Origin of the sequence: Sphingobium sp. B2, assembly GCF_007693735.1 — a bacterium.
Taxonomy (GTDB): domain Bacteria; phylum Pseudomonadota; class Alphaproteobacteria; order Sphingomonadales; family Sphingomonadaceae; genus Sphingobium; species Sphingobium xenophagum.
The window spans coordinates 21,597-44,799 of record NZ_VDBZ01000008.1; the positions used below are offsets into that span (position 1 = coordinate 21,597).

Genomic DNA, 23,203 nt, shown 5'->3' on the forward strand with positions numbered 1-23,203 from the left:
CCTTTTTTAGCCGCTAAAATCTTGCCGGGAGCGCAAGACCTTCCGAATGATGCCGGATAACTCCTCCTGATTGGCCTCGATTTTGGCCAGCACGCCCCGGATGATAACCGGCATCCGCTCCGGGGCCATCTCCTCCAACTTGGCGTCGTCGGTAAGCCATAGCTTCAACAGGCCGCCAAGGCGGCCAAGGTCGCCATTCACGCGCACCAACTCGCGCCCCTGTTCTATGTCGATCAGAGGGCGCGGCTCATGCCCTAATCCAAGGACGCGGAGATAGGTGGATGCGCTCAAGCCGGTTGCCTGCGCGGCGGCTTCGATCTCCGCTTTCTCCTCCGCGCTGCACCATATCTTGACGTGGTGCCGCTCGCGTTTGGCCTTGGGCTTGTCGTTCAACTCTCTCCCTTTCGACGCGGTAGCGGCGGGCCTCGCAGAGCAGGATTCCCGTTGAGCGCCCCCGGTGCGAATAAGGGGAGTAATGGGGGTGTCCGCGCTTGCGTGGATGCCTCCATTACCTATCCTGCCCCGTCTTCGACGTTTAGACGCCAAATAGAAACTGTTGCTGGAACGATCATATATCGTTCACCCCCGAAAATATCTAGCGCCACCCGGCCCAATCTGGCAGAAAAATAGGATATAGCGGGAGTTCATCGGATCGTAGCCGGTTTATGAACGCTTTATAGCCGATTGTGCGCCGAAAAATATCGTAGGTGGAAATGACAGACAGCGGAAAATCCTTCACGGAGCGATTGCGCGAACGGGCGGCCTCACGGGAGCCGGGGGGCAAAAACCGGAACCTCGCACAATTCCTCGCGGCTCGATCGGACATAGATGCAGCCCTTGCGGAAGGATGGCCGGTGCGCGGCATATGGGAGCTGCTGACGGAGGAAGGCCGCATTAGCTTCGGCTATGCGTGGTTCGCCAAATTCGTTCGCCGGTATCGCGCGCCAGCTACCGGGGAACCGCCCAAGGCAGCGCCAGCGCCCCCCTCCCCTTCCCGATCAGCGGCGGCCTCGGCCGACGCTGATCCGCCGCCCCGGCCCAAACCGGCGCGCTTCAATCACCCGGCCACTCCGAACAAAGAGGATTTGGTATGAGTAACGTCCACATAGTTTTGCAGGGCAAGGGAGGCGTCGGCAAATCGCTCGCCGCCTCGATGCTCGCCCAATATCTGACCAAGCGGGGGGAAAGCCCGCTCTGCATTGATACCGATCCGATCAACGCCACCCTCGCCGGGTTCCAGTCCCTCAACGTGTCCAAGGTCGAGCTGCTGGAAAACGGCGACATAAACCCGCGCAAATTCGATGCGATGATGGAAATGATCGCCGGTTCCAAGGAATCGGTGGTCATTGACAGCGGCGCGAGCAGCTACAGCGCCCTATCCTCCTATATGTTCGACAACGGCGCGCCAGACGTGATTGCCGATCTGGGCCATAAGCTCATCCTGCACACTATTATCGTGGGCGGGCAATCGCTGATCGACACGCTTCAAGGCTTCGCCTCGGTAGCCGAAGCCTTCCCCGATCCGGCTGCAATCGTCGTGTGGCTCAACCCTTATCATGGGCCTGTGGAGGCAGAGGGCAAGAGCTTTGAACAGCTCAAAGCCTACCGGGAGCTAAAGGATCGGGTCGCCGCGATCGTCACCCTTCCCGATCTGAAAAAGGAAACCTTCGGGGCGGACGTTCGGGACATGCTGGCCGCGCGCAAGACTTTTGAGGAAACGCTTGCCGATGGCGACATAGCCCTGATGCAGCGTCACCGCCTCGGCCGCGTTCGTGATGCGGTCTTTGCCGAACTCGACAAGGCTAAGGTCGTGTAATGGCCGATCACGAAAAAATCGCGGCGCTGATCGCGGAAATCTCGCGCCAGCACGGGGTCACGCTGTCCGCCGATGATCCCTTGATGATCCTCCAAACCATCAACGCGATGTTGCTGGGCGAAAGCGCCGATGCGCAGGAGGAGCAACTAAAGGCGTTCAAAAGCGAGCTGGAAGACATGAGCAATCGTTGGTCGATTGCCATCACCGACAAGGCAGAATCGGTGCTGAACGCGGCGCTGGATGCCTCGGAAGCCGCCATGAACGAGCGCATGGAGGCCGCAGCGAAGGCGATCATCAAGGAAGTGGGGGAGCATATCGGGACGGGGCTGCAAAAGCCCCTGAACGATGGCCGGGCCGTCGCTAACCGTAATCTCCTAGCGTCGGGCCTGACGCTGATCGCGGCGCTGGTAGTGTTGGCCGCTGCCCTGTTCCATCATTGACGCCAGCGAAGGCCCCTCCCCCATGTCGCGCTATCCCCCGTCTCTCGCCAATCCGCGCGCGAGCGTGCGCCCTGCCGGTTTCCGATCGTCCGCCCCGCGCTCGACCGTCTTTTCCCTGATCTGTTCCTTCTCCCGCTCCGCGCGCATGTGCAGCTCATGCAACCGGCGTGCCTGCATCAGCTCCTCGAAATCATCGACAAGTTTCGGCTCTCGATATTCGAGCTTCGCCGCTGCGATCGTCTCCACGCGCGGGCCATGAACGGCCATGCCGTCGCGGATTTCGCGCACGGCTTCCAGCCTTACCGCGATCCGCTGCACGGCCGCTTGCGCGTTGGCAATCCGCGCCTGCCATGCTTGGCGCTTGCCGGGCAGGGACAGGAAGCCGGGGGGCTGCTGCTGGATTTGCTGCAAACGGGCGGTTTGCTGCTCCATCATGCTTTCTAGGCGGTCCTCGATCTGGTTCGCCTGTTCAACCTTCTCCTCAATGACCGTCTGTAGCTGGGCGTTATAGGTTTCCTCGGTTGGCGCGGTGGCGATAGCTGCCGTTTCCTGACTATCCAGCGTGCGCGCCTCGTCTAACAGCCGGTCGGCGTCGGCCTGTGGGTCGCCCGTTCCCTCGTCCAGCGAAAACTTGTCCGGGTCTGCAATCGGCGTGTCCTGCATGGCCGTTCCTTTAGCGGCTAAAATTTCTAGCTTGCACTATATCCGATTTTCTTACCTCTCGCGCCATAAAAAAGGCCCCGCACAAGCGGGGCCTGTAAGGCTGGGCAGGGGAGGGGACTATCCTTCAAGAAGCGCAAGAAGCTGCACTTTTCCAAGATCGGCCTCGGTTTCCTCGCCGCTGTCTTCATACTTGATCCACGCCACGCCATCGCGCGAGGGCCGCTTATTCAGGATCAGACGGGCAGGGCGCTTGTTATGAGAAACCTGCACAATGGCCTTTTTCAGCTTTAGCGGGTCTTCCTCCTTCGGTTCCTTCTCCTCTCCGGCCCCGGCGTCGTCACTAGCGCCGCCGTTGCCCTCGTCGTCGCCCGATTCCTCCTCGGCCTCGCCGCTCAAGCCGGACTCAAGGAACTCCTTCAAGAGCCGCACCGATCCGCGCGTAATCTCCTGATCGGCATCGGCCAGCCAGCGCGCAACGCCCTCGCTATGCTTCTTGTGGAGGCCCACAAGGTCATAGATCAACGTCACGTCCTTGCAACGCCCGCTCTGGAACGCCTTGGCGATCGGCTCCGGCAAATCGAGCAATGCCGCGTGCTGGGTGACAAAGGCCGGGGATTTCCCGATGGCCTTGGCAATCTCGCCCTTCTTTTTCCCGTTGGCCAGCTCGCGGCCGATGTAGTCGGCAATCTCGCGGGCCGTGAGAGCGTCCCGCTGCAAATTCTCAATGACCTGATCGGCCTCGGTATAATCCGGGTCGATGAAGCCCGGAATTGTCACTTTCTCGGCCAACAGGGATGCGCGATAGCGGCGCGCGCCGTGGTTGATGAGATAGCGCCCCTCCACCTTGGGATTGGGCCGAACGGAAATAGGCGTCTTCACGCCGCGCTCCCTGATCGTCTCGGCCATTTCCGCCAGCGAATTTTCGTCAAACTGCTTGCGGGGCTGGTTCGGGTCTTCGTCAATCAGCGCCAGCTCCAATTCGAGCGGAGCGCCAGAACCGCCCTCCGGGGCCGCAGGAGAGGCTAGGAGGCTCGAAAGGTCGCCCAACCCCTCCAACCCTAGCCCCGCGTTCTGCGCGGGCTTCTGCGCGGCTTTGGTGGACGATTTGCCCGGCTTCTTGTCCTCGGTGTTGTCGGCCATCGTCAAATCTCCATCTTTTCCTGAATGTGGCGGGCCATCGCTCGCATTTCCTGCGCCGCTTTCCGCGCCGAAGTCCGTTTGATCGACCAAACCGGCACGCCCGACGCCAGCGCGTCCGCAACGCTGCTCCGGTTCCCGATCGGCGTCGGAATGACCAACTGGGGATAAGCACGGGTCAGTTCGTCAAGGTGCTGCCCGTGACGGGGATTCCGGCCATCAACCTTGCTCGGTATCATGCCAAGGAATTTCAGCGCCGGGTTCGCGCGCCGGATATTGGCGATCGTCGTCACCATCTTCTCAATGCCCTGCAAGCTGTAGGCTTCAAGCTCGATGGGCGAGGCGGCGAAGTCGGCCGATAGCAACGCCGCTGCCATTCGGACCCCAAGGGAAGGGGGGGTATCTATCAGGCACACGTCAAAGCCTTCCGCCTCGATCACGGCCAGACTGCGCTTGAACGCGCCAGCAGCCGCACCGAGATCTAGTTTCTCAAGATCGGCCAACCGCGCGTCGGCGGAAAAGACAGCGATCCCCCCGGCGTTAGCCAGGTCGAATTGTGACACGGCATCGAAAAGGCCGCTCGCCAAGGCTCCGCTATCATATTCGCCAAGGGTGAAGCTGGCATTTCCTTGGGTGTCCAAGTCAATAACTGCGACCTTCAATCCCTGTTCTTTGAAGTAATAGGCAAGATGAACGGTCGTCGAAGTTTTACCAACGCCGCCTTTCTGGTTCGCTATGACAAGTGTTTTCATCGTTTGGCGTCCAATCTTTCCACCGCCTCGCGCTGCCATTGCCGCACAAGGAAGGCTTTATGTTTCGGTAAAATCGCCGTCACACGCTCGAAACCTTCGGGAACCTCGCTATGCGCGTTCCAAATCCGGTTGACCGCCAGACAAACGGCATTGCGGGACACGCCTTCGCGCTTCGCCACGGCCGATTGGGCCTCGCCGTCCACCAGAACGGCGCGCGCCATGTCGAGCGGACGCGCCGCGATATTGAGCCGTCCAGCAGCTTGCTCAAAGGCCGACGCGCTCAAGCGTTTATCCATTGCGCCTGCCGCGATTCTTCTCGCGGTATAGCTTCGGCTCATAGACGCCAAGGAAGATGTAGAGGGCGATATAGACCGCATAATAGGCGAGGAACTGCCAACCGGCATGAACATCCGGCGTGTTCCAATACCAGAGCATCCGGCAGAACTGCCAGAAGACGACAAGCGGGATGATGAAGCGCGCGACGGTCCAGATCAGGACTCCGAACGTCCAAACGGCCGCAATGACGTAATCCACGCGGTTGCCCTCCCATGCGGGTGGAGGATTGGGAAGCCGCATGACCGCAAAACGTGCGGGCAGCGGGGGAATTTTCGCCTTCATCGGAATACTCCGGTTTCGACCTTGGCGGGTTGCCCGGTCACAACCGATATAATGACAGCATCCCGAACCGTGTCAAGCCCCCGTAAAGTCTGAACGGCAATAATTTTAGCCGCTAAAATCGTCGTTCTGGTGTTCCCAAATATTTCCCAAGCCCGCAGCCGCGCACAACAGCGCCCATGCCGAATAGGGAATCTGATCGTCGCCGCCCGTCCAGCGCCGAATAACGCGGGTATTGCTCAAGCCTAGAAACTTGGACGCGCTGCCCCCTGTCATGTCCGCTGCTTTGAGGACCGCCCTTACCTCATCCGGCGTCGGCTGCTGCCACCCCTGATCGGCGGGCAATAGGCAATCTGGCCGAACATCAATCATGCGCGCGTCTGTTCCTTCGCTGGCGTTGCTCCTCATGGCGGCCGAATGAGGAATATGCCCGATAGGCAGGGAAGGGAAGGGGGGCACGCTGCCCCCCTGTGGCGCTAGTCGAGCGCGGCACCGATCGGCCCCGCTTCCGAATGTTGGGCGGCATAGGCAGATGCCCACGCATAGAGCTGGGCAAATTGATCCTCGCCGTATTTTTCGTGCATATGCCCCAGCATGAACAGGGTGGCTATAAGGCCCGCCGCGTCGGCCGAAACGTCGCCAGAGAAGCCGTTGCCGTCCCATTCCAGACGATATTGGGGCTGATCGCCGGGGGCCATGTAGAACCCGCCGTTCGATAGGGTGTAGAAATGCCAATATGCGCCCGTGTAGTCGGCGGATAGCTTGGACATATAGCCATAGGTGACGGCCTCGACCTCGATCATGCGCGCCAGCCCGAACAGCCGGGGCAGGCACATAATCCGGTCTTCTTCGCCAACCAGCACGGCGGCAATTCTCTCTCTGTTGCTCATCGGACTTCTCCGGTTTCGACCTTGGCACCATAGCCCGGCCATATCCGATATATTGGAAGTTTCCCGGTTGCTGTCAAGTTACGCTCGCCCGCCATGAAAATCTTTTAGCCGCTAAAATGGCCTCCATCGCAAGGCATATTTGGTCGCTGCCCCGCAGTTTTACAGAGTGCCGCTATCCGCGCCCCGAATGGACACGCATGTCAGCTCCCCAAATCGGAGCCTTACCCCCTTTTTGGTGTTCAAACAGCCTCAATTAAGCGTTGCGCGACTAGCGCAACTCCGCATCACCTTAGATAAATAAACTCAAGGGGAGGTTCAGAACCATTATGAGACTCACGGCTAGGCAACAACGCCATCACGGGCGCAAATGCCGTTCCATAGGCTGATTAGGGCCTCCGCTGTGGCCTTGCATGTCGTCGTCTCCCGTATGTAATCGGCCTTGCTCAACCGGGAGAGCATCCAAGCCTCATCTTCAAGCCGGTCCTGTAGGCGCTGGGCCTCGTCGTCGGGCACCGGGGCAGGGCGCTTGCGCCGGTCGAGCAATTCGAGAAGCATCCTCGGCAATTCCACCCGATAGGCATTGGAGGTCTGCTCTGATCGCGCCCCGTCCTCTGTGACGGTGTGGACGTAGCGCCGCAGGCGCGCCAGCAAGCCGATGCTGGTAAGGGCGTTCAAGGCCCTTGCGACGGTGGCCCTAGAGACGGTCGCCCATTCGGCTATCATTTCATAGCTGGGCACCACGTTGCCCCTGAAACGCTCCTCCATCCGCAACAGGGCTTGATACACCCGGATCGTGGAATTGGTGATGCTCATGCAATAGTGCTCGAACTGCGTTATCTCGCGCGGCTCGCGACGCAGCTCCGCGCGCAGGGCGCGGCCCTTTTCAAACGCCAGATTGATCGCACGCCAGCATCCCTTGCGCGTCTTGGTGTCTCGCGCCGCGAGGAAGCCCTTTTCTACGTCGCTCCCGGCTTCCTTGCTGCCGCCGCGCACGCGGGCCTTGGTGATGTGCTTCCCGCCCCGGCTACGGTCGCCATAGGCTCGGCCGAAAAGCTGCTGGGTCAGCTCCCCGATCGCCAGCGGCCCTTTTCTTCTGGTGTCACTCATCGTCGTCCCTCCTTTGCGAAGGGCCGGGAGACAGGCAAAAAAATCCCGTTGCGCGAATCAAGCGCCCTTGAACCGAAGTCCGAAAACCGCTAAGTGGGAAATTGTCTGTAGGTTCAGTGTTGGCGCACTGTCCCACTAAGCGGTTTTGAGGGTGCCCGGCTTCGAGCCGGGCATTTTCTTATCCACTCACGGCCAGAAACTCCTGTTGCAGAAACATATCGTCCCCGATCCGCTCTAGGATCGCGTTGATTGCAGCCTCGCGGGACGTGAATCCCTTGCTGGCTTTCACCCTCTCCACGATCTCGACGGCTTTAGGGGACAAGGCCAAACTCATGCGCTTAAAGCCCTGCTCGCTCTGTGCCTTGGCGCGTTTGCGCTGGGACAGCGTGGAGGGTTTGAGTTGCGTATGATTCGCCATAATGCCCCGGCTTAAAGGACATTAAAGGTTCTGGCAATTCAGTGCTGAAAAAATATGCTGGCGACTGAAAGACATATATAGAAAAGCGGTCTGCGTTTACGTCGAAGTCCGCAGTTCAAGAGCATCAACGAGTGGCTTCTTGGGCCTACCAACTGAAAGAATCGAAGCTATAGCCTTACATTATCGAGCTACGCGCTACAGCCGTAATTTTCAAAATTGGTCGCCGCGATCTGATCGGCAATTAGCATCTTGGGGCCTGCGCTCGATCCTGCGAGCATTTACGGAATGGACGCCAAAGAGAATTACGCGGAAGCCTGATCTTGTCTCTCGCGCGTCACTTTCTTCTTTCAATCCGTTCGCTGCCACCCGTTATGCGCGCTCGCGCGCTCGGCCCGGCTCGTCCAAAAATGATGCTATAAACAATCATATTCGGCGTCATACCGCTTCCTTTCTCGCGCGCTCCGGCATATCCTCCGCAGCTACCCGGAATTTTAGCGGCTAAAACCAACCCCCTTGCGGAAGAAAGAAACCGAACCTGTGTATCGGAAGGTTCTCGCGATTAACATTAACCGCTTCTTGGCCTTAAGACGGCTCAAGAAAAAAGACCTCGCGGAGAACGCGGGGCTGTCTGTGTCCTTCGTATCTGACGTTACAGCCGGTAAGGGAAACCCGTCGCTCGAAACAATCGCCGCCATCGCAAATGCTCTGGAAGTCCCGCTCGTCGCGCTACTGGAACCGCCGCCTATCGGCACCGATGGCTGGGACGCCAGCCTAGCTGATACCTTATCAAAAGAAGATAAAAAGCTGGGGCTTCCTCCCGGTTATAAGCGCGTTTCCGCTATCGTCACGGATCATCAAGCGTTTCAGATAGCACAATGGCACAAGGCTGCCCACGCTAAGTTGCGTCGGTCCTGACAATCCCCCCAATCTGAACCTAATTCTTTGCAATCGTTCTGGTTGCCTCCATGAAAATTCCGGTATATCCCTTGCGTCCATTTTGTTTTGGCAGGGACGGTGCTTCATGGAGGCCAAGGGGGAACCCGCTCAAGATACGGTAAAAGAGCGTGCGAAGGAGATGCTTCGCCGCTCCATGCAACCGCTTATGTTGGATGCGCTTGCCGACCCCAAGACCGTTGAGCTGATCCTGAACGCCGATGGCAAGCTATGGCTGGAACGCCTTGGCGAACGCATGATCTGCATCGGTAAGGTCGCCCCAAGCCGGGCCGAGGCGATCATCAAGGCGGTCGCTGGCTATCATAACAAGGAAGTGACGCGGGCCTCCCCGGTTCTGGAAGGCGAGTTTCCTATAGATGGCTCGCGCTTCGCCGGACAGATGCCCCCGGTCGTGCCCGCGCCGACCTTCGCCATCCGAAAACGCGCCGTGGCGATCTTTACCCTCGAACAATATGTGGAGGGCGGGATTATGACGGCGGAGCAATGCAGCCTCATCCATGAGGCTATCCGCGCGCACCGCAACATTCTGGTGATTGGCGGCACCGGCAGCGGCAAAACAACGCTAGTGAATGCCATTATCAACGGGATGGTGGACGCGGACCCGACCGAACGGCTCGTAATCATTGAAGATACCGGCGAGATTCAATGCGCCGCTGAAAACTACGTCCAGTTCCACACGTCCCCGCAAATCACCATGACGGCGCTGCTCAAAACCACGCTGCGGATGCGGCCCGATCGTATCCTAGTGGGCGAGGTGCGCGGCCCGGAAGCCCTCGACCTGCTCATGGCGTGGAACACCGGCCACGAGGGCGGAGCGGCCACGCTGCACGCCAACAACGCCGAAGCGGGCCTTAGCAGGCTCCAAATGCTCATCAGTATGCACCCCGATTCACCACGGCCGATTGAGCCGCTGATTGGTGATGCGGTGCATTTGATCGTCCACATCGCGCGCACGCCAGAGGGTCGCCGCATTGAAAGCCTGCTGGAAGTCGGGGGCTTCGTGGATGGGAAATACATTTTGCGCAAACTGTGAAGGAGCATGACATATGACGTTGTTTTGGAATGACGCCGCCGCCCGCCGTAAGGCGCTCATATGGGGTATGCTGGGGCTGGCGCTCGTCATGCTCCTGCTCTGGCCTCACGCGGCTTGGGCCTCGGATACCACGGGCGGCCTGCCTTACGAATCCTATCTGACCAAGGTGCGCCAGTCGATGACCGGCACCGTCGGTTATACCTTCGCCCTCGTCGGCATCGTCGTTGCCGGTGGTGTCCTGATCTTCGGCGGCGATCTCAACGGCTTTGTGCGAACGCTGTTGCTGATCGTCCTCGTCGCCTCGATGCTCGTCGGCGCTAACTCGGTCCTGTCCTCCATCACGGGCGGCGGTGCGGTGATTACCGGCACCGCTTCGCCCGCGCTGGCAGGCTAAAGGGGAGGGCCGGTCAACATGGCTCTGCGATCAGTGCCTATTCGCCGCTCTGGCGTCCGCAACAATCTGTTTTTGGGTGGGGACCGCGAGCTGGTCATGCTCACGGGCCTAGCGTCGATGGCGCTGATCGTTCCGGCCATCAATTCCTTGAAGGCGTGGGCCGCTGGCCTGCTGATCTGGTTTGCAGGCGTGTGGGCCTGTCGTCTCATGGCGAAATCGGACCCGCTGATGCGGTTCGTTTACATGCGGCACCGCACCTATCGCCCCTACTACCCGGCTCACTCCACGCCCTTCCGCAAGAACGGCCGCCTGCAATTCCGCCGCTACCGGCAACCGGGGAAGAAAAAATGATCCAGACAATCGCTGTCGTCATAGCGATCTTCGGGGCGGCCCTGCTCGCGGTCCTCGCCTTTGCGTCCTTCGCCAACGCGGCCGAACGCAAGCTGGCCCGGTATCGCTCCAAGGATGAAGGGCTTGCCGATCTGCTCAACTATGGGGCGATGGTCGATGATGGCGTAATCGTCGGCAAGAACGGCTCGTTCATGGCCGCGTGGATTTATGAGGGCGACGATAACGCCAGCTCCACCGACCGCCAGCGCGATATGGTCAGCTTTCGGATCAACCAAGCTCTCGCCGGGCTGGGCAATGGCTGGATGATCCACGTTGACGCGCCGCGCCGCCCTGCTGCCGCCTACTCGGCTGCGGGTCTGTCACATTTTCCTGACCCGGTGACGGACGCCATAGATCAGGAAAGGCGCGAATTATTCCAGTCCCTCGGCACCATGTATGAGGGCTATTTCGTCATTACCGCGACCTATTTCCCTCCGGTCATAGCGGAGCAAAAGTTTGTCGAGCTGATGTTTGACGACGATCGGGAGCGGCCGAACAACAAGCAACGCACGGCCGACCTGGTTGAACGCTTCAAGCGCGAAATCACCACATTTGAAAGCCGTCTGTCCTCGGCCGTGAAGCTGACCCGCCTTCGCGCTCACAAGGTCGAAAATGAGGACGGCTCGACCGTGACGCACGACGACTTTTTGCGGTGGCTGCAATTCTGCGTCACCGGCAAAAATCAGCCGGTCGTGCTGCCCTCGAACCCGATGTATCTCGATTCCATCATCGGCGGTGTCGAAATGTGGACGGGCGTAATCCCGCGCATCGGCAACAAGTTCGTCCAGACGGTAGCGATCGAAGGTTTCCCGATGGAATCGACGCCGGGCATCCTCTCGGCGCTGGGCGAGCTGCCGATTGAATATCGCTGGTCCACGCGGTTCATATTTATGGACCTCCATGAAGCTGTGAAACACCTTGAGGATTTCCGCAAAAAGTGGCGGCAAAAGGTTCGCGGCTTCTTCGATCAGGTTTTCCAGACCAACAGCGGCAAGATAGATCAGGACGCCCTTTCGATGGTGGCCGATGCCGATAATGCGCTGGAGGAAGTCAACTCCGGCCTTATTGCACAAGGATACTATACCGGCGTCGTCGTCCTAACGGACGAAAGCCGCGATAAGGTAGAACAGGCCGCGCGCCAGCTTGAAAAGGCTATCAACGCACTCGGTTTCGCGGCCCGTATCGAGACGGTGAACAACCTAGCCCGTATAATTCATCGGGGGTTGGCGGATGTAGCGTAAGCATCTGATTTAACGTATGATTTGGTTGTCTAATCCGATCAACGTCATTTCAAGAAAGCTACACCCGCCATGGACGATCCTACGCTGCCGCTACCTGGTCTGTCACCTGTTTCGGGCAAGCGGTTGGACGTCAGATTTGACGGCGGTCTGCTATCGTCAGACGGCGGGATTTTGCTGTTGCGCGAGGTGGAGCAGCGCCTTGGCGTTGCGGATCGCATGGCGGCCTGCATCAAAGATCCCCGCGCGCCGGATCTGATCACCCACAGCCTTACCGACATTATCCGCTTCCGGCTGATGATGATTGCGGCGGGTTACGAGGATGGCAATGACGCCTCCAGTCTGCGCGTCGACCCGATGTTCAAGCTGGCCCTTGATCTGGCACCTTCGGATCGCGCGCTATGTTCGCAGCCGACGATCTCGCGACTGGAGAACCTGCCTGATACGCGTGCGTTGCTGGGCATGGGCCGGGCGATGGTTGATCTGTATTGCGATTCCTTCCGCACCGTGCCCAAGCGTATTGTCCTCGACATTGATGACACATTCGATGCCGTGCATGGCGGCCAGCAGTTGCGATTATTCAATGCCCATCATGACGAATATGGCTTCCAACCCATCGTCGTGTTCGATGGCGAGGGCCGCTTCATCACTGCCGTGCTACGCCCGGCCAAACGACCCGGCGGCAAGGAAATCAGGGCTTTCCTGCGCCGCCTGATGCGTGCAATCCGCGCCAACTGGCCAAGAACGCAGATCATGCTGCGCGGCGACAGTCATTATTGCTGTCCCGAGGTCATCGACTGGTGCCGGGCGGGCGGACACGACTTCATCCTGGGCGTCGCGCCGACCTCGACATTGCGCCGCCATGTCACCGATCTCGAAACCAGCACCAAAGCGCGCTTCGAGGCCGCAACCGACGATGGCAAGGTGCGCCGCTTCAAGGCATTCCACGACGGCGCTAAAAGCTGGAGCCGCGTCGAGCGGATCATCGCCCGCGTCGAAGTCGGCGATCAGGGGGCCGACACCCGCTTCGTCGTCACCAATCTCAAAAAGGGCTCGCCCCGCTGGCTCTACGAGCAGGTCTATTGCCGGCGGGGGCAGGCGGAAAATCACATCAAGTCGTGGAAAACCCATCTCGNCTCAACATACCCGACCTTCGGCTCATCCCCGGGAGTGATGCACCGCGCCTGCCTCCAACCAAAAACCGAAATCCTGACGCCCGATCAACAACGCGATGAATTATACGGGCTAGAGGCGTTCTTGGGCACGCTGCCGGGGCATGGCGTCGAAAACGTCCGCCGCCCGATCATCAACACCATGAACCTAGCCGACCTGATGCCGACCAGCTCGATATGGACCGGCCTCGATCATGCGCCGTGCCCGATGTATCCGCCCAGCTCGCCCCCGCTCATGTCTGGCGTCACCAACGGCTCCACGCCGTTCCGGCTCAATCTCCACGTCCGCGACGTGGGGCATAGCTTCATCTTCGGCCCCACGGGCGCAGGCAAGTCAACGCTGCTCGGCCTGCTCGCCGCCCAGCTCCGCCGCTATCCCGGCATGTCCATTTTCGCGTTCGACAAGGGCCTGTCGCTCTACCCGCTGGCGAAGGCGGTGGGCGGGGCGCATTTCACTGTCGCCGGGGATGACGAAAAGCTCGCCTTCTGCCCGCTCCAATTCCTCGAAACCAAGTCCGATCGCGCATGGGCAATGGATTGGATCGACACAATCCTAGCCCTCAACGGCGTGGCGACCACGCCCGCGCAACGCAACGAAATCGGCAACGCCATCGTCAACATGCACGCCAGCGGGGGCAAAACCCTCTCTGAATTTGTGGTCACGATTCAGGATGAAACGGTGCGCGAGGCGATCCGCACCTACACGGGGTGACTACACGAAAGTGACGCATCCGCACGCTAAGCGCGAACGTATGGTGAACGTTACGCGGCGAGCAACGAACTGATGGCGCGCAGTGGCCGCAGGACATCCGGATCGGGCCGATCTTCAACATTCCAGCTATAGTCGCCGGTGAGCGAGATATGTTCCCAGCCCAATGGCGCGACGTGACGTGCGATTTCGTCGGGCGTGCCGATATCAGCCAGCGCCACTTCGAGATAGCGGGTGTTCCACAGGATGATGGCGGCGACGAGCAGGTTGAGGCCGGAGGCGCGATAGGTCTGGTTCTCGAACCGCCGATCACGCAATTCGCCGAGCTGGTTGAAGAAGAGCGCGCGTGCGAGCGCGTTGCGGGCCTCGCCCTTGTTGAGGCCCGCCTGGGTACGCCGGCGCAGATCAATGTCGCGCAGCCAGTCGAGCATGAAGATCGAGCGTTCGAGGCGGCCCAGCTCGCGCATCGCGAGGGCCAGTCCGTTCTGTCGCGGATAGGCGGACAGGCGGCGAAGCATCGCCGAAGCGGTGGCGGTGCCGGTGCGTATCGATGTGGCGAACCGCAGCAGTTCATCCCAATGCGCCGCGACATGACCCAATGCGATCGGTTCGGCCGTCATGCCGGCAAGCAAGGGGCCGGCTTCCTGGCCGGGAAGGAGGTGCAAACGACGCTGCTTGATGTCGCGCAGGCGCGGCGCGAAGCGGTAGCCGAAGAAGGGCATAAGGCCGAACACATGGTCCGATGCACCGCCTGTATCGGTGTAGTGCTCCTCGATTGTCAGGCCGGTCTGCTGATACAGCAAGCCATCCAGCACATAGGGAGCTTCGCCGGCGGTCGCCGCGATTACCCGGGTCGCGAAGGGGTCATATCGATCCGAGACATGGGTGTAGAAGGCAACGCCCGGTTCGTTGCCGCTGCGCGCGTTGATGTCGCCGATTGCGGCGCCACGGCCCCCGGCATGGAATTGCTGTCCGTCGCTCGACGAGGTGGTGCCGTCTCCCCACAGCGCGGCGAGCGGCATGGCGCGATGGGCGTCGATCAGCCTTCCCAGCGCTTCACCATAGGCGGCCTCGCTGATGTGCCAGTCGTGGAGATGGGCGAGCTGGCGCAGGCTTGCGCCTCGGCAGGTTTCCGCCATGCGTGTGAGGCCGAGATTGATGCCATCGGCAAGGATGACGGTGAGCAGCGCATTGCGGTCGTCGGCCTCCCGGCCCGAACGCCGATGGATGAAGCATTCGCTGAACCCGGTCCAGGCATCGACCTCAAGCAGGAGATCGGTGATCTTCACGCGCGGCAGTCGGTCATAGGCAGCGCGACGGGCAATCTCGGTGGCGGGTGGCGTTGCCGCTTTCAGCGGCGAGATGATAAGGCCGCTTTCGTCAAGCCTGACCTGGGGCAGCTCGCCCTGTCGGGCGAGGACCGTCACCTGTTCGATCGCCGTGTCGAGCCTGGCGCGCCTTTCCTCGATATGACGATCGAAGTCCGTTTCGATGGCGAGCGGCAACGGCCCCTTCTCGCGAAGCGCGTCGAAGGTGGCCGGCGGGATGAGGTAGCTATCGAAATCGCGGAACTGGCGGCTTCCCGAGACCCATATGTCTCCCGCTCGCAACCGCTCCCGTAGCTGGGACAAGGCGCATAGTTCATAGGCGGCGCGATCGACGATGCCGTCCCGCAGGACGAACGGCCGCCATGCGGAGGGCACAAAGCGCAGCGGCACGCGATCAGGCAAGCGCCGTTTGCCGGTCCGGTATAGCTCCGCGATGATGGTAAGCGCCGACAGGAGTCCCTGCACCGCACCGGCGCCGCGAAATTCGAAGGTGTTGAGAAAGGCACCGGCAAAGAGCTTCACCGTGCGATGCCGCTCGATCAATTCAGCGGTGCGATCGACGGTTTCCGGTCGCCCGAGTACTTCGGCCCGCGCGACCGCCACGGCGAAGCGCTGCCAATCCAGCGCCTCGATCTGCGCCAGAGAGTCNCGGTTTCCGGTCGCCCGAGTACTTCGGCCCGCGCGACCGCCACGGCGAAGCGCTGCCAATCCAGCGCCTCGATCTGCGCCAGAGAGTCCACACCGTTGGTGCGCGCTTCGATGAGAATGCGGCAAGACCCTGTGAGCGTCCGGAGATGGCCTTGCAACTCGCGCACCGTCTTGAGGGCTTTGTCACGGGTCCGGTTCTCGGCGCGACGCGACATGCTGCCCAACAGCTTGTCGAACATCGTCAGGGTGGCATCGGTCAGGCTTTCCTCAAGACGGATGCCCTGCGCCGCCAGCGTCGCATGGCGGCGCAGGGCATTGAGTTCGCCAAGGTGCTGGGGTGTGATCCGGCTGCCTTCGTCCGCCAGCCTGTCAAAAGTCAAAGCCGGGATCATGTCGGCACGGGCGCGATCGAGATCCAGCGCGCGGATATGAGTGAGCCGTTCGATCAGGCGTAGGATGTTGCGCGCTGCCGGCGACTGTGGTGCATTGCGCAGCCAGGATAGCCATGTCGCGGCTTGCCCTGTTCGTCGGGCCAGCAGATCGTCCAGCCCCTGCAGCGTATCGGGCCGCAGGCCGTTCGTGAGCACTTCATAGGTAAGCTGTTCGGCCTGCTGGCGAGCACGCCGGAGTACCGCTTCGAGAACCGATGAAGAAGGCAGGAGGATCTGCCGGCGCCGAAGTTCGTCAACGATGACCCCCGCCATCTGGCCGGGGTGGACGATGGTCTGTGCGATCGGGATCGAGAATGCGACAACTTCGTGGAAAGCCTTGCGGTCGAAAATCCTGAACCCGTGCGATCGTCGGATTTCAACGAGATGTTCGCGACGGGTCTGGTCCCGATGGGCATAGTCCGCGAAGGCTTCGGGCGCGACGCCGAGTTGCTGCGCCACATAGGCGAGCACAGGAGCGGGCGGGACTTCACCCGCTTCCAGCGCACGGCCAGGCCATCTCATATAGAGTAGGAGCATCGCGTAGCCGAGCCGGGTGGCATCGCCGCGACGGCGGCCGACAATTTCCAGGTCGTCACCGGTCAGCGTATAGTGCCGCGCAATCTCGCGCTCATCGAGCGGCGCGCCATAATGCCCTGCCCAGATTTCCGCGCTCACCAGTCGCCGTCTCGCCAAGCACTATCTCCTTCCGCGTCCTTGTCCGTCAGACGGTCCTCTGGCGGCCAGCAGGAATATGTCCGTTAACTCTGGACCTATAACGGCGATTCGGACAAGATCAGATAATGATGGGAAAACGGACAGGATTGGGCTGCATGTGGCGTTGATCGGCTATGCGCGCGTCTCGACGGCAGACCAGAAGCTCTCACTCCAGCTCGACGCGCTGAACGCGGCCGGGTGCGACCGGATATTCGACGATCACGCATCTGGTGCAAAAGCCGATCGGCCCGGCCTGGCCGAGGCGCTCGCCTATCTGCGCAGCGGCGACACGCTGGTGGTTTGGAAACTCGACCGTCTTGGGCGCTCGATGAGCCATCTGATTGAGAAGGTCGGCGAGCTAGCGACGCGAGGTATCGGGTTCCGCTCGCTCACCGAGAACATCGACACCACCACTTCGGGCGGGATGCTGGTGTTCAACATCTTCGGCTCGCTTGCCCAGTTTGAGCGCGATCTGATCCGGGAGCGCACCCATGCAGGCCTCAAGGCCGCTCGCGAGCGAGGTCGCCCCGGTGGGCGGCGGCCAGTGGTCACACCTGACAAGCTCCGCAAGGCGCGCGAACATATCGCTTCCGGCCTCACAGTTCGCGAGGCCGCCGCGCGCCTCAAGATCGGCAAAACCGCCCTCTACAAAGCCCTCGAAGCCACGGAGAAGAACACAAAGTCCCAGCGTTCCCGGTCCGTTCGCTCTTAGCGTGCAGATAAGTCACTTTCGTGCAGTCACCCCTACACGGTGGACGGCTCTATGGGCCATCTTCTCGATGCGGAACATGACGGCCTGAGCCTGTCGGAATTTACCGTGTTTGAAGTCGAGGAGCTGATGAACCTCGGTGAAAAATACGCGCTGCCGGTCCTCCTCTATCTTTTCCGGCGTATCGAGCGATCTTTGAAGGGCCAGCCTGCCGCGATCATCCTTGATGAAGCATGGATTATGCTGGGGCATCCCGCCTTCCGGGCCAAAATCCGCGAATGGCTCCGGGTGCTGCGCAAGTCCAACTGCCTTGTTCTCATGGCAACGCAAAGCCTGTCTGACGCCGCAAATTCGGGCATCCTTGACGTTATCGTGGAGTCCACCGCGACCAAGATTTTCCTGCCGAACGTCTATGCGCGCGATGACGATACCGCCCAACTCTACAGACGCATGGGCCTCAATACACGCCAGATTGAAATCTTGGCGACGGCCATCCCCAAGCGCCAATATTACTATCTCTCGGAACAGGGGCGGCGGCTCTTTGAGCTGGCGCTAGGCCCCGTGGCCCTGTCCTTCGTCGGCGCGACCGACAAGGAATCCATCGCCACCATTAAGGCCCTTGAAGCGGCCTATGGCCCGGCATGGGTCAACGAGTGGCTGGCCATCCGTGGCGTCGAATCCACCATCAATATCGGCCGCGCGGCGGCGGCCCCCTATACCTCGGAGAAGCTGCATGAGTCTGTTTGACAAGCTGCGGGGGCGGCGAGCTGCGGAAAGCGCCCCGGTTGATCCCAACCCCTACCTGAACGCGCGGCGGCAATGGAATGAGCATGTGGGCGGCATCGCTGCCTCGCGGCGCTTGTGGCAGACTATGGCAATCCTTTCGATGCTGATCGTCCTCGCCGCTGTCGGCGGCATCATAGCGATTGGCAGTCAGTCGAAATTCATCCCTTACGTGGTCCGCGTGGACTCGCTGGGGGACGCGATAGCGACCCAGCGGGCCGATGTGGCTTCGCCGGTCGATGCGCGCGTGGTGCAAGCGCAAGTCGGCTCCTTCATCCAGTCGGCCCGCATGGTGACGGCTGACGTTGAACTCCAAAAGCAAGCCATTTTCCGGGTCTATGGGATGCTCGCGCCGAACGATCCGGCGTTGGCAAAGATGACCGACTATCTCAACGGCAATCCCGACAATACGCCTTTCGCCCGCGCGGCGCGGGAAACCGTGTCGGTCGAAATCGCCTCGGTAATTCAGCAAACCAAGACCTCTTGGCAGGTCGATTGGACCGAGACGGAGCGCGATCGGCAAGGCCAGCCTATCCAGCCTCCGGCGAAAATGCGCGCGCTCGTCACGATCCGCGTTGCGCCGCCCAGCTCGGCCACCACGGAGGAACAAATTAAGCAAAACCCCTTGGGCGTGTTCGTCCAAGATTTCTCTTGGTCGCGCACACTCTGATGGGAGGGACAATCAACATGAAGAAGATCGCCTATTTCGCCGCCGCCCTCGCGGCGCTGCCTTCGATCGCGTCCGCGCAGGACGGCCCGCCGCTTCCCGACGACATGCCGCCCGCGAACGCGCCCATGCCTGCCGGGGGAGGGGCGCAAGTAGATCCCAATGCCTATATCAGCCCGCGCAATCCGAACCTGACGCGCACCCAGCGCGAGGGTCTGTCGATCGCGCGGCGCTGGCAGGCGGAAAGCGCCGAAGGCATCAAGCCGGTGCCGGGCACCGAAGGCGCGGTATTGTTCGCCTTCGGCACCTCCGAACCCTCCGTGGTCTGTGCTGTGCTGCAAATCTGCGATGTGCAGTTGCAGCCGGGCGAGAACATCAATTCGGTCAACGTGGGCGATAGCGCCCGCTGGCTGATCGAACCGGCCGTTTCCAATTCCGGGCCGAACGAAACCCAGCATCTTATCATCAAGCCGCTCGATGCGAACTTGAATACAACGCTGATCGTGACGACCGATCGCCGCACCTACCATATCCGGTTGGTGTCGCACCGGACGCAATTCATGTCGCGGGTGGCGTTCACCTATCCCGATGAAGCGCAAGCCAAATGGGCCGCTTTCCGCGCTCGATCGGACACGGCGCGCGCCGAAAACACGATGGCGGTGCCCGATGGCGCGCGCGGGACGGGCAGGGGAGGGAGCGAATATCTCTCCAATCTCGATTTCCACTATAGCGTTGACGGCCGCGCACGCTGGAAGCCCGTCCGGGTTTACAATGATGGCGTCAAAACCATCATCGAAATGCCGCACGCGATGGAGCAGACGGAAGCGCCATCGCTGCTGATCGTCCGGGCCGGGGGCAGCGTCTCCAAGGCGGCTGATACCTCCATCGTCAATTACCGGCTCCAAGATGGCCGCTACATTGTCGATCAGATTTTTGACCAAGCGGTCCTCATCTCCGGTGTCGGCAAGCGCCAAGAGCGCGTCACCATCACAAGGGGGGGCTGATCGTGCGCGGTGCGATTTTTGTATCAGTGGCTTTCCTGCTTACGAGCTGCGCGGGCGTTTCGCACCGGGACAGCTTCGCCGTTCCGGCTCCTCCCGATCAGGCCCAAGCCCTCGTTGACGATTCCGTGGCGGAGCTGGTGAAACTCTACCCGCCTGCGATTAGCCGGGTGCTGATCCCGACTACCGGGGGCGGGGCCTATGGTGACGGCTTGCGCTCCGCGATGCGCCAAGCAGGCTATGCGGTGATTGAGGCGGGCAAGGGCGTGAAGCCCGATCCTGCGGCCACGCCGTTGCGCTATTACGTCGATCAGCCAATTGCCGATTCCTACCGCGTGACGCTGCGGGTCGGCGCGCAAACTTTCTCCCGCATCTATGGCGTGGATGAAAAGGGTATCTACCCGTCTGCCGGGTGGGCGCTCGATCTGACCGGCGCAACGCCGGAGCTGATCGAACGGGCGAACCGGCCCGTAGCGCCTGCCGCACCTCCTCCCGTTCCGTCGCCCGTCGCCAGCACGCAACCCGGCTTCGGCGGCAATGGAACAGAGGCCGGAACGTGGTCTGTCAGCCTGACGGGCTTCTCCTCCGAAAGCGCAGCACGCGCCTATTGGCGCGCGACGGCGCGCCTTCGCCCTTCGTGGGCGAGCGTGACGCCGCGCTTTGTCCAAAACGGACGCTCTCACGGCATCCAATTCGGACAGTTTCAATCCAGCGCGACGGCGCGCGCCAAGTGCAAGGGCATCCGTGCCGCGCGCTGTGGCGTCGTCAAGGCCGGGTAAGGGGATAGGTTTATGTCTGATGCTGATAGCATGTCGCCGGAAGCCTCGCCGGGCGGTGCAGCGGACGGGAACAGCGGGCGCTTGGTGACGGGAGTTCGCAGGGTCAATAATGCGCCGCTGCTGATCGTCCTCGGCATTGTGGCGCTGTTCATCGCCATCGTGGTGTCGATTATGATTGATCGCTCCTCGGACAATGCGGCGACCAAGGTTCAACCGGCTGTCGGTCAAAGCTCGGCCGATGTTGCGAACAAGGTTGCGGGGACCGCTCCAAGCGGTGCTGCGGAAGTCATGGCGAACGCGCCCCCGCTGCCGCCTGCCGATGGCATCCCGGTCGCGCCGGTCGATCCCAATGCGCCGCCAACCGTCACCGCCTCGCCAGCGCAACCCAACGGCCCCACGGCGGCCGATCTGCGCCGGGCACGCATGGAAGCGATACGCGAAGCACGCCTTGCCCAATTTGGCAGCGCCGTGCGCTCTCCTACCGCCCTGAAATGGCAGGACGGCCGCAATGGGGCATCCTCTGGCGCTGGCGGCATGAGTGGCGGCGCTGATCCGGCAACCCAGCTCGTCGCCCTGCAACAGCAAATGGCCGCTGCAATGGCGCAGGGCCGCCAGCCCTCGGCCTCCGACATTGCCACCCTTACGGCCCTGTCAAACCAAGTGGCCGGGGGAGGAGCCGGAGCCGGGCAGGGTGCCGCCAATGCCCGCCCGCCTGCCAACTATGGCCAGTTCGCCAACAATGCGGGTGGCAATCGCTGGGCCTCGAACAGCCAAGTAGAAGCGCCCTCCCGCTACCAGCTCCGCGCGGGCTTCGTAATTCCCGGCACGCTGATCTCCGGCATCAACTCGCAAATACCGGGGCAGATTGTCGCGCAAGTTTCCCAAAACGTGTTCGATACCGCGACGGGCCGCTATCTCCTGATCCCGCAAGGCTCCCGCCTTGTCGGCGCGTATGATTCCAACCCGGTCTTTGGGCAGACGCGCGCGCTCATCGCGTGGCAACGGATCATCTTTCCTGACGGCAAGGCGATCGACCTTGGCGCTATGCCGGGGTCGGACAGCGCGGGCTATGCCGGGTTCCATGACCAAGTGAACGCGCATTGGTTCCGTATCTTCGGCTCCGCTCTGCTCATGTCTGGTGTGACCGCTGGCGTAACCCTTAGTCAGCCGCAAACCGGCCTCAACGCCAATGGCACCATGTCCGCCAGCCAAGCCCTTAGCCAAGCTCTCGGCCAGCAGCTCGGACAGACCACGGCGATGATGATTGAGCGCAATCTGAACATATCGCCCACGCTGATTATCCGGCCCGGCTTCCGCTTCAATGTGGTCGTCGTGAAAGACCTCACATTTTCAAAGCCTTACCGCTCATTCGATTATTGACGCCAGATGAAAGGGAGCAAGCAAAATGAAGTCTCGAATTTTAGCCGCTAAAATTTCTTTGGCGATCACTCTCGCGCTGGCGGCCCCGTCCGCCAATGCGCAAATCTCGGTTATCGACGTTGCGAACGTCCGCCAGACAACCGTTTCCGCGCTGCAAAACGTCGCCACGGTGGCGAAGCAAATCCAGCAGTATCAGACGCAGCTACAGCAATACCAAAATATGATTCAGAACACGGTCGGCGCGCCGGTCCAGCTCTGGCAGCAGGCTACGCAAACGATCGACAGCCTCCAAGGGCAGGTCAATCAAATCAGCTCGTTCGCTCGTCAAGCTGGCGACGTGAACACCTACATGAATCAATTCAAAAATCCGTCTTACTATCAGACCAATGCTTGCACGTTCGGGAACTGCACGGCGGCGCAGCGCGCGGCGGCTCTGTCCGCTACTCGCGCCCGCACGACAAGCCAGATGGCCGCAAATGCCGACGCTATGAACGGCATCAACAGCGCCATGACAACGCTTGCGTCTGACGGCCAGCGCCTCGACCAGTTGCAGGCCAATGCCACGGGTGCGAGCGGGCAAATGCAAGCCCTGTCCTACGCCAATCAATTTGCGGCCCAACAAGCCAGTGAGTTGCAGAAAATTCGCGGCGTCCTGCTCGCGCAAAGCGCCGCGCTGACGGCTCAATCGCAATATCAGCTCGATCGCGATGCTGCGGCAACAGAGGCATCGGCCGCAATGCGGAAAACCAAACCGACGCCGATCGGAACCTATCAGAATTAAGGAAAGCCCATGCCGAAATTGCGTCAACTTATCGCCGCGTCCTGCTGCACCGCTACACTTCTTCTCGCGGCCTGCGGCAAGTCCGAGGCCGAACCGAAAACGATGCTCTATTACTCTCAACACCTAGACGAAGCCCGCGAGAAGGTCGCCCGATGCAAATCCGGCGTCGAAACCGACGCGGAGTGCCAAGAAGCGGGCAGCGCACTAGCGCACGAAACCAAGCCGACGCCGATCGGAACCTATCAGAATTGAGG

25 protein-coding genes and 4 pseudogenes are annotated in these 23,203 nt (G+C 60.9%); 18 read left to right on the forward strand and 11 right to left on the reverse strand.

Annotation, left to right across the window (positions count from 1 at the left end):
* Nucleotides 1–6 precede the first annotated feature (6 nt).
* Nucleotides 7–393, reverse strand: coding sequence for a plasmid mobilization protein (locus FE851_RS24595; protein ID WP_006954189.1), 387 nt, complete (start codon nt 391–393; stop codon nt 7–9).
* Nucleotides 394–713: 320 nt separating this feature from the next.
* Here FE851_RS24595 and FE851_RS27410 point away from each other — a divergent pair, with 320 nt between their 5' ends.
* From FE851_RS27410 to FE851_RS24605, 3 genes are read left to right on the forward strand one after another with little or no spacing between them, the layout of a single operon-like run.
* Nucleotides 714–1,094: a TraK family protein gene (locus FE851_RS27410; protein ID WP_158011146.1), complete on the forward strand. Its 381-nt coding sequence runs from the start codon at nt 714–716 to the stop codon at nt 1,092–1,094.
* Nucleotides 1,091–1,816 carry an ArsA-related P-loop ATPase gene (locus FE851_RS24600; protein WP_026149851.1) on the forward strand — a complete coding sequence of 242 codons (726 nt, stop codon included), beginning with the start codon at nt 1,091–1,093 and terminating at the stop codon, nt 1,814–1,816. Before FE851_RS27410 ends, FE851_RS24600 begins: the two co-directional genes overlap by 4 nt.
* Entirely contained in the window at nt 1,816–2,256 is a 441-nt protein-coding gene (locus FE851_RS24605) for a hypothetical protein (RefSeq protein ID WP_019053940.1), read from the forward strand. The genes FE851_RS24600 and FE851_RS24605 overlap by 1 nt, the downstream gene beginning before the upstream one ends.
* Before the next feature lie 30 nt (nt 2,257–2,286).
* On the opposite strand, the gene FE851_RS24610 is transcribed toward FE851_RS24605, so the two are convergent.
* From FE851_RS24610 to FE851_RS24650, 9 genes are all read right to left on the reverse strand, one after another.
* Nucleotides 2,287–2,919, reverse strand: coding sequence for an IncP plasmid survival protein KfrC family protein (locus FE851_RS24610; RefSeq protein ID WP_019053941.1), 633 nt, complete (start codon nt 2,917–2,919; stop codon nt 2,287–2,289).
* A gap of 117 nt (nt 2,920–3,036) precedes the next feature.
* On the reverse strand, nt 3,037–4,059 hold the full coding sequence (locus tag FE851_RS24615; protein ID WP_006954195.1) for a ParB/RepB/Spo0J family partition protein: 1,023 nt from the start codon (nt 4,057–4,059) through the stop codon (nt 3,037–3,039).
* A 2-nt stretch (nt 4,060–4,061) separates the two neighbouring features.
* Complete coding sequence (locus FE851_RS24620) at nt 4,062–4,808, reverse strand: ParA family protein (RefSeq protein WP_019053943.1); 747 nt, start codon at nt 4,806–4,808, stop codon at nt 4,062–4,064.
* Nucleotides 4,805–5,092 (reverse strand): TrfB-related DNA-binding protein, encoded by a 288-nt coding sequence (locus FE851_RS24625; protein WP_006954199.1) that lies wholly within the window; start codon nt 5,090–5,092, stop codon nt 4,805–4,807. The genes FE851_RS24620 and FE851_RS24625 overlap by 4 nt, the downstream gene beginning before the upstream one ends.
* Before the next feature lie 4 nt (nt 5,093–5,096).
* On the reverse strand, nt 5,097–5,426 hold the full coding sequence (gene kleE / locus FE851_RS24630; protein WP_006954201.1) for a KleE stable inheritance protein: 330 nt from the start codon (nt 5,424–5,426) through the stop codon (nt 5,097–5,099).
* Between the two features lie 105 nt (nt 5,427–5,531).
* Nucleotides 5,532–5,795, reverse strand: coding sequence for a hypothetical protein (locus FE851_RS24635; RefSeq protein ID WP_006954203.1), 264 nt, complete (start codon nt 5,793–5,795; stop codon nt 5,532–5,534).
* A 104-nt stretch (nt 5,796–5,899) separates the two neighbouring features.
* Entirely contained in the window at nt 5,900–6,313 is a 414-nt protein-coding gene (locus FE851_RS24640; protein WP_006954205.1) for an antirestriction protein, read from the reverse strand.
* Nucleotides 6,314–6,652: 339 nt separating this feature from the next.
* The gene (locus tag FE851_RS24645; protein WP_006954207.1) at nt 6,653–7,420 is read right to left on the reverse strand and encodes a helix-turn-helix domain-containing protein; all 768 of its coding nucleotides are present in this window, start codon (nt 7,418–7,420) and stop codon (nt 6,653–6,655) included.
* A gap of 178 nt (nt 7,421–7,598) precedes the next feature.
* Nucleotides 7,599–7,838 (reverse strand): hypothetical protein, encoded by a 240-nt coding sequence (locus tag FE851_RS24650; protein WP_019053948.1) that lies wholly within the window; start codon nt 7,836–7,838, stop codon nt 7,599–7,601.
* Between the two features lie 513 nt (nt 7,839–8,351).
* Between FE851_RS24650 and FE851_RS24655 the strand changes: the two genes are divergently transcribed.
* The 7 genes and pseudogenes from FE851_RS24655 to FE851_RS27415 all read left to right on the forward strand — a co-directional run.
* Nucleotides 8,352–8,753, forward strand: a complete 402-nt coding sequence (locus FE851_RS24655) for a helix-turn-helix domain-containing protein (RefSeq protein WP_019053950.1) — start codon at nt 8,352–8,354, stop codon at nt 8,751–8,753.
* 106 nt (nt 8,754–8,859) lie between these two features.
* Nucleotides 8,860–9,825 (forward strand): P-type conjugative transfer ATPase TrbB, encoded by a 966-nt coding sequence (trbB, locus tag FE851_RS24660; protein WP_026149853.1) that lies wholly within the window; start codon nt 8,860–8,862, stop codon nt 9,823–9,825.
* Nucleotides 9,826–9,838: 13 nt separating this feature from the next.
* Nucleotides 9,839–10,219 carry a TrbC/VirB2 family protein gene (locus FE851_RS24665; RefSeq protein ID WP_006964400.1) on the forward strand — a complete coding sequence of 127 codons (381 nt, stop codon included), beginning with the start codon at nt 9,839–9,841 and terminating at the stop codon, nt 10,217–10,219.
* Between the two features lie 18 nt (nt 10,220–10,237).
* Nucleotides 10,238–10,570 (forward strand): conjugal transfer protein TrbD, encoded by a 333-nt coding sequence (locus FE851_RS24670; RefSeq protein WP_026149854.1) that lies wholly within the window; start codon nt 10,238–10,240, stop codon nt 10,568–10,570.
* A 506-nt stretch (nt 10,571–11,076) separates the two neighbouring features.
* The gene (locus tag FE851_RS27090; RefSeq protein WP_261371180.1) at nt 11,077–11,850 is read left to right on the forward strand and encodes a hypothetical protein; all 774 of its coding nucleotides are present in this window, start codon (nt 11,077–11,079) and stop codon (nt 11,848–11,850) included.
* Nucleotides 11,851–11,919: 69 nt separating this feature from the next.
* A pseudogene (locus FE851_RS24680) lies at nt 11,920–12,987 on the forward strand (IS1380 family transposase); the annotation flags it as partial.
* A 105-nt stretch (nt 12,988–13,092) separates the two neighbouring features.
* Nucleotides 13,093–13,725: pseudogene (locus FE851_RS27415) on the forward strand (conjugal transfer protein TrbE); the annotation flags it as partial.
* A gap of 56 nt (nt 13,726–13,781) precedes the next feature.
* On the opposite strand, the pseudogene FE851_RS24690 reads toward FE851_RS27415, so the two are convergent.
* A pseudogene (locus FE851_RS24690) lies at nt 13,782–16,828 on the reverse strand (Tn3 family transposase).
* 139 nt (nt 16,829–16,967) lie between these two features.
* On the opposite strand from FE851_RS24690, the gene FE851_RS24695 reads away from it, so the two are divergent.
* From FE851_RS24695 to FE851_RS24730, 8 genes and pseudogenes are all read left to right on the forward strand, one after another.
* On the forward strand, nt 16,968–17,561 hold the full coding sequence (locus tag FE851_RS24695; protein WP_013039114.1) for a recombinase family protein: 594 nt from the start codon (nt 16,968–16,970) through the stop codon (nt 17,559–17,561).
* Nucleotides 17,562–17,588: 27 nt separating this feature from the next.
* Nucleotides 17,589–18,305: pseudogene (locus FE851_RS24700) on the forward strand (conjugal transfer protein TrbE); the annotation flags it as partial.
* Nucleotides 18,292–19,011, forward strand: coding sequence for a VirB8/TrbF family protein (locus FE851_RS24705; RefSeq protein ID WP_006964394.1), 720 nt, complete (start codon nt 18,292–18,294; stop codon nt 19,009–19,011). The pseudogene FE851_RS24700 and the gene FE851_RS24705, both read left to right, overlap by 14 nt.
* 17 nt (nt 19,012–19,028) lie before the next feature.
* Entirely contained in the window at nt 19,029–20,012 is a 984-nt protein-coding gene (gene trbG, locus FE851_RS24710) for a P-type conjugative transfer protein TrbG (RefSeq protein ID WP_006964392.1), read from the forward strand.
* A 2-nt stretch (nt 20,013–20,014) separates the two neighbouring features.
* On the forward strand, nt 20,015–20,788 hold the full coding sequence (locus FE851_RS24715; protein ID WP_145206860.1) for an SPOR domain-containing protein: 774 nt from the start codon (nt 20,015–20,017) through the stop codon (nt 20,786–20,788).
* Nucleotides 20,789–20,800: 12 nt separating this feature from the next.
* Complete coding sequence (locus FE851_RS24720) at nt 20,801–22,168, forward strand: TrbI/VirB10 family protein (RefSeq protein WP_026149855.1); 1,368 nt, start codon at nt 20,801–20,803, stop codon at nt 22,166–22,168.
* 25 nt (nt 22,169–22,193) lie between these two features.
* The gene (gene trbJ, locus FE851_RS24725) at nt 22,194–22,949 is read left to right on the forward strand and encodes a P-type conjugative transfer protein TrbJ (RefSeq protein ID WP_022675885.1); all 756 of its coding nucleotides are present in this window, start codon (nt 22,194–22,196) and stop codon (nt 22,947–22,949) included.
* Nucleotides 22,950–22,958: 9 nt separating this feature from the next.
* Nucleotides 22,959–23,201 carry an EexN family lipoprotein gene (locus tag FE851_RS24730; protein ID WP_145206861.1) on the forward strand — a complete coding sequence of 81 codons (243 nt, stop codon included), beginning with the start codon at nt 22,959–22,961 and terminating at the stop codon, nt 23,199–23,201.
* The last annotated feature ends 2 nt before the right edge of the window (nt 23,202–23,203 follow it).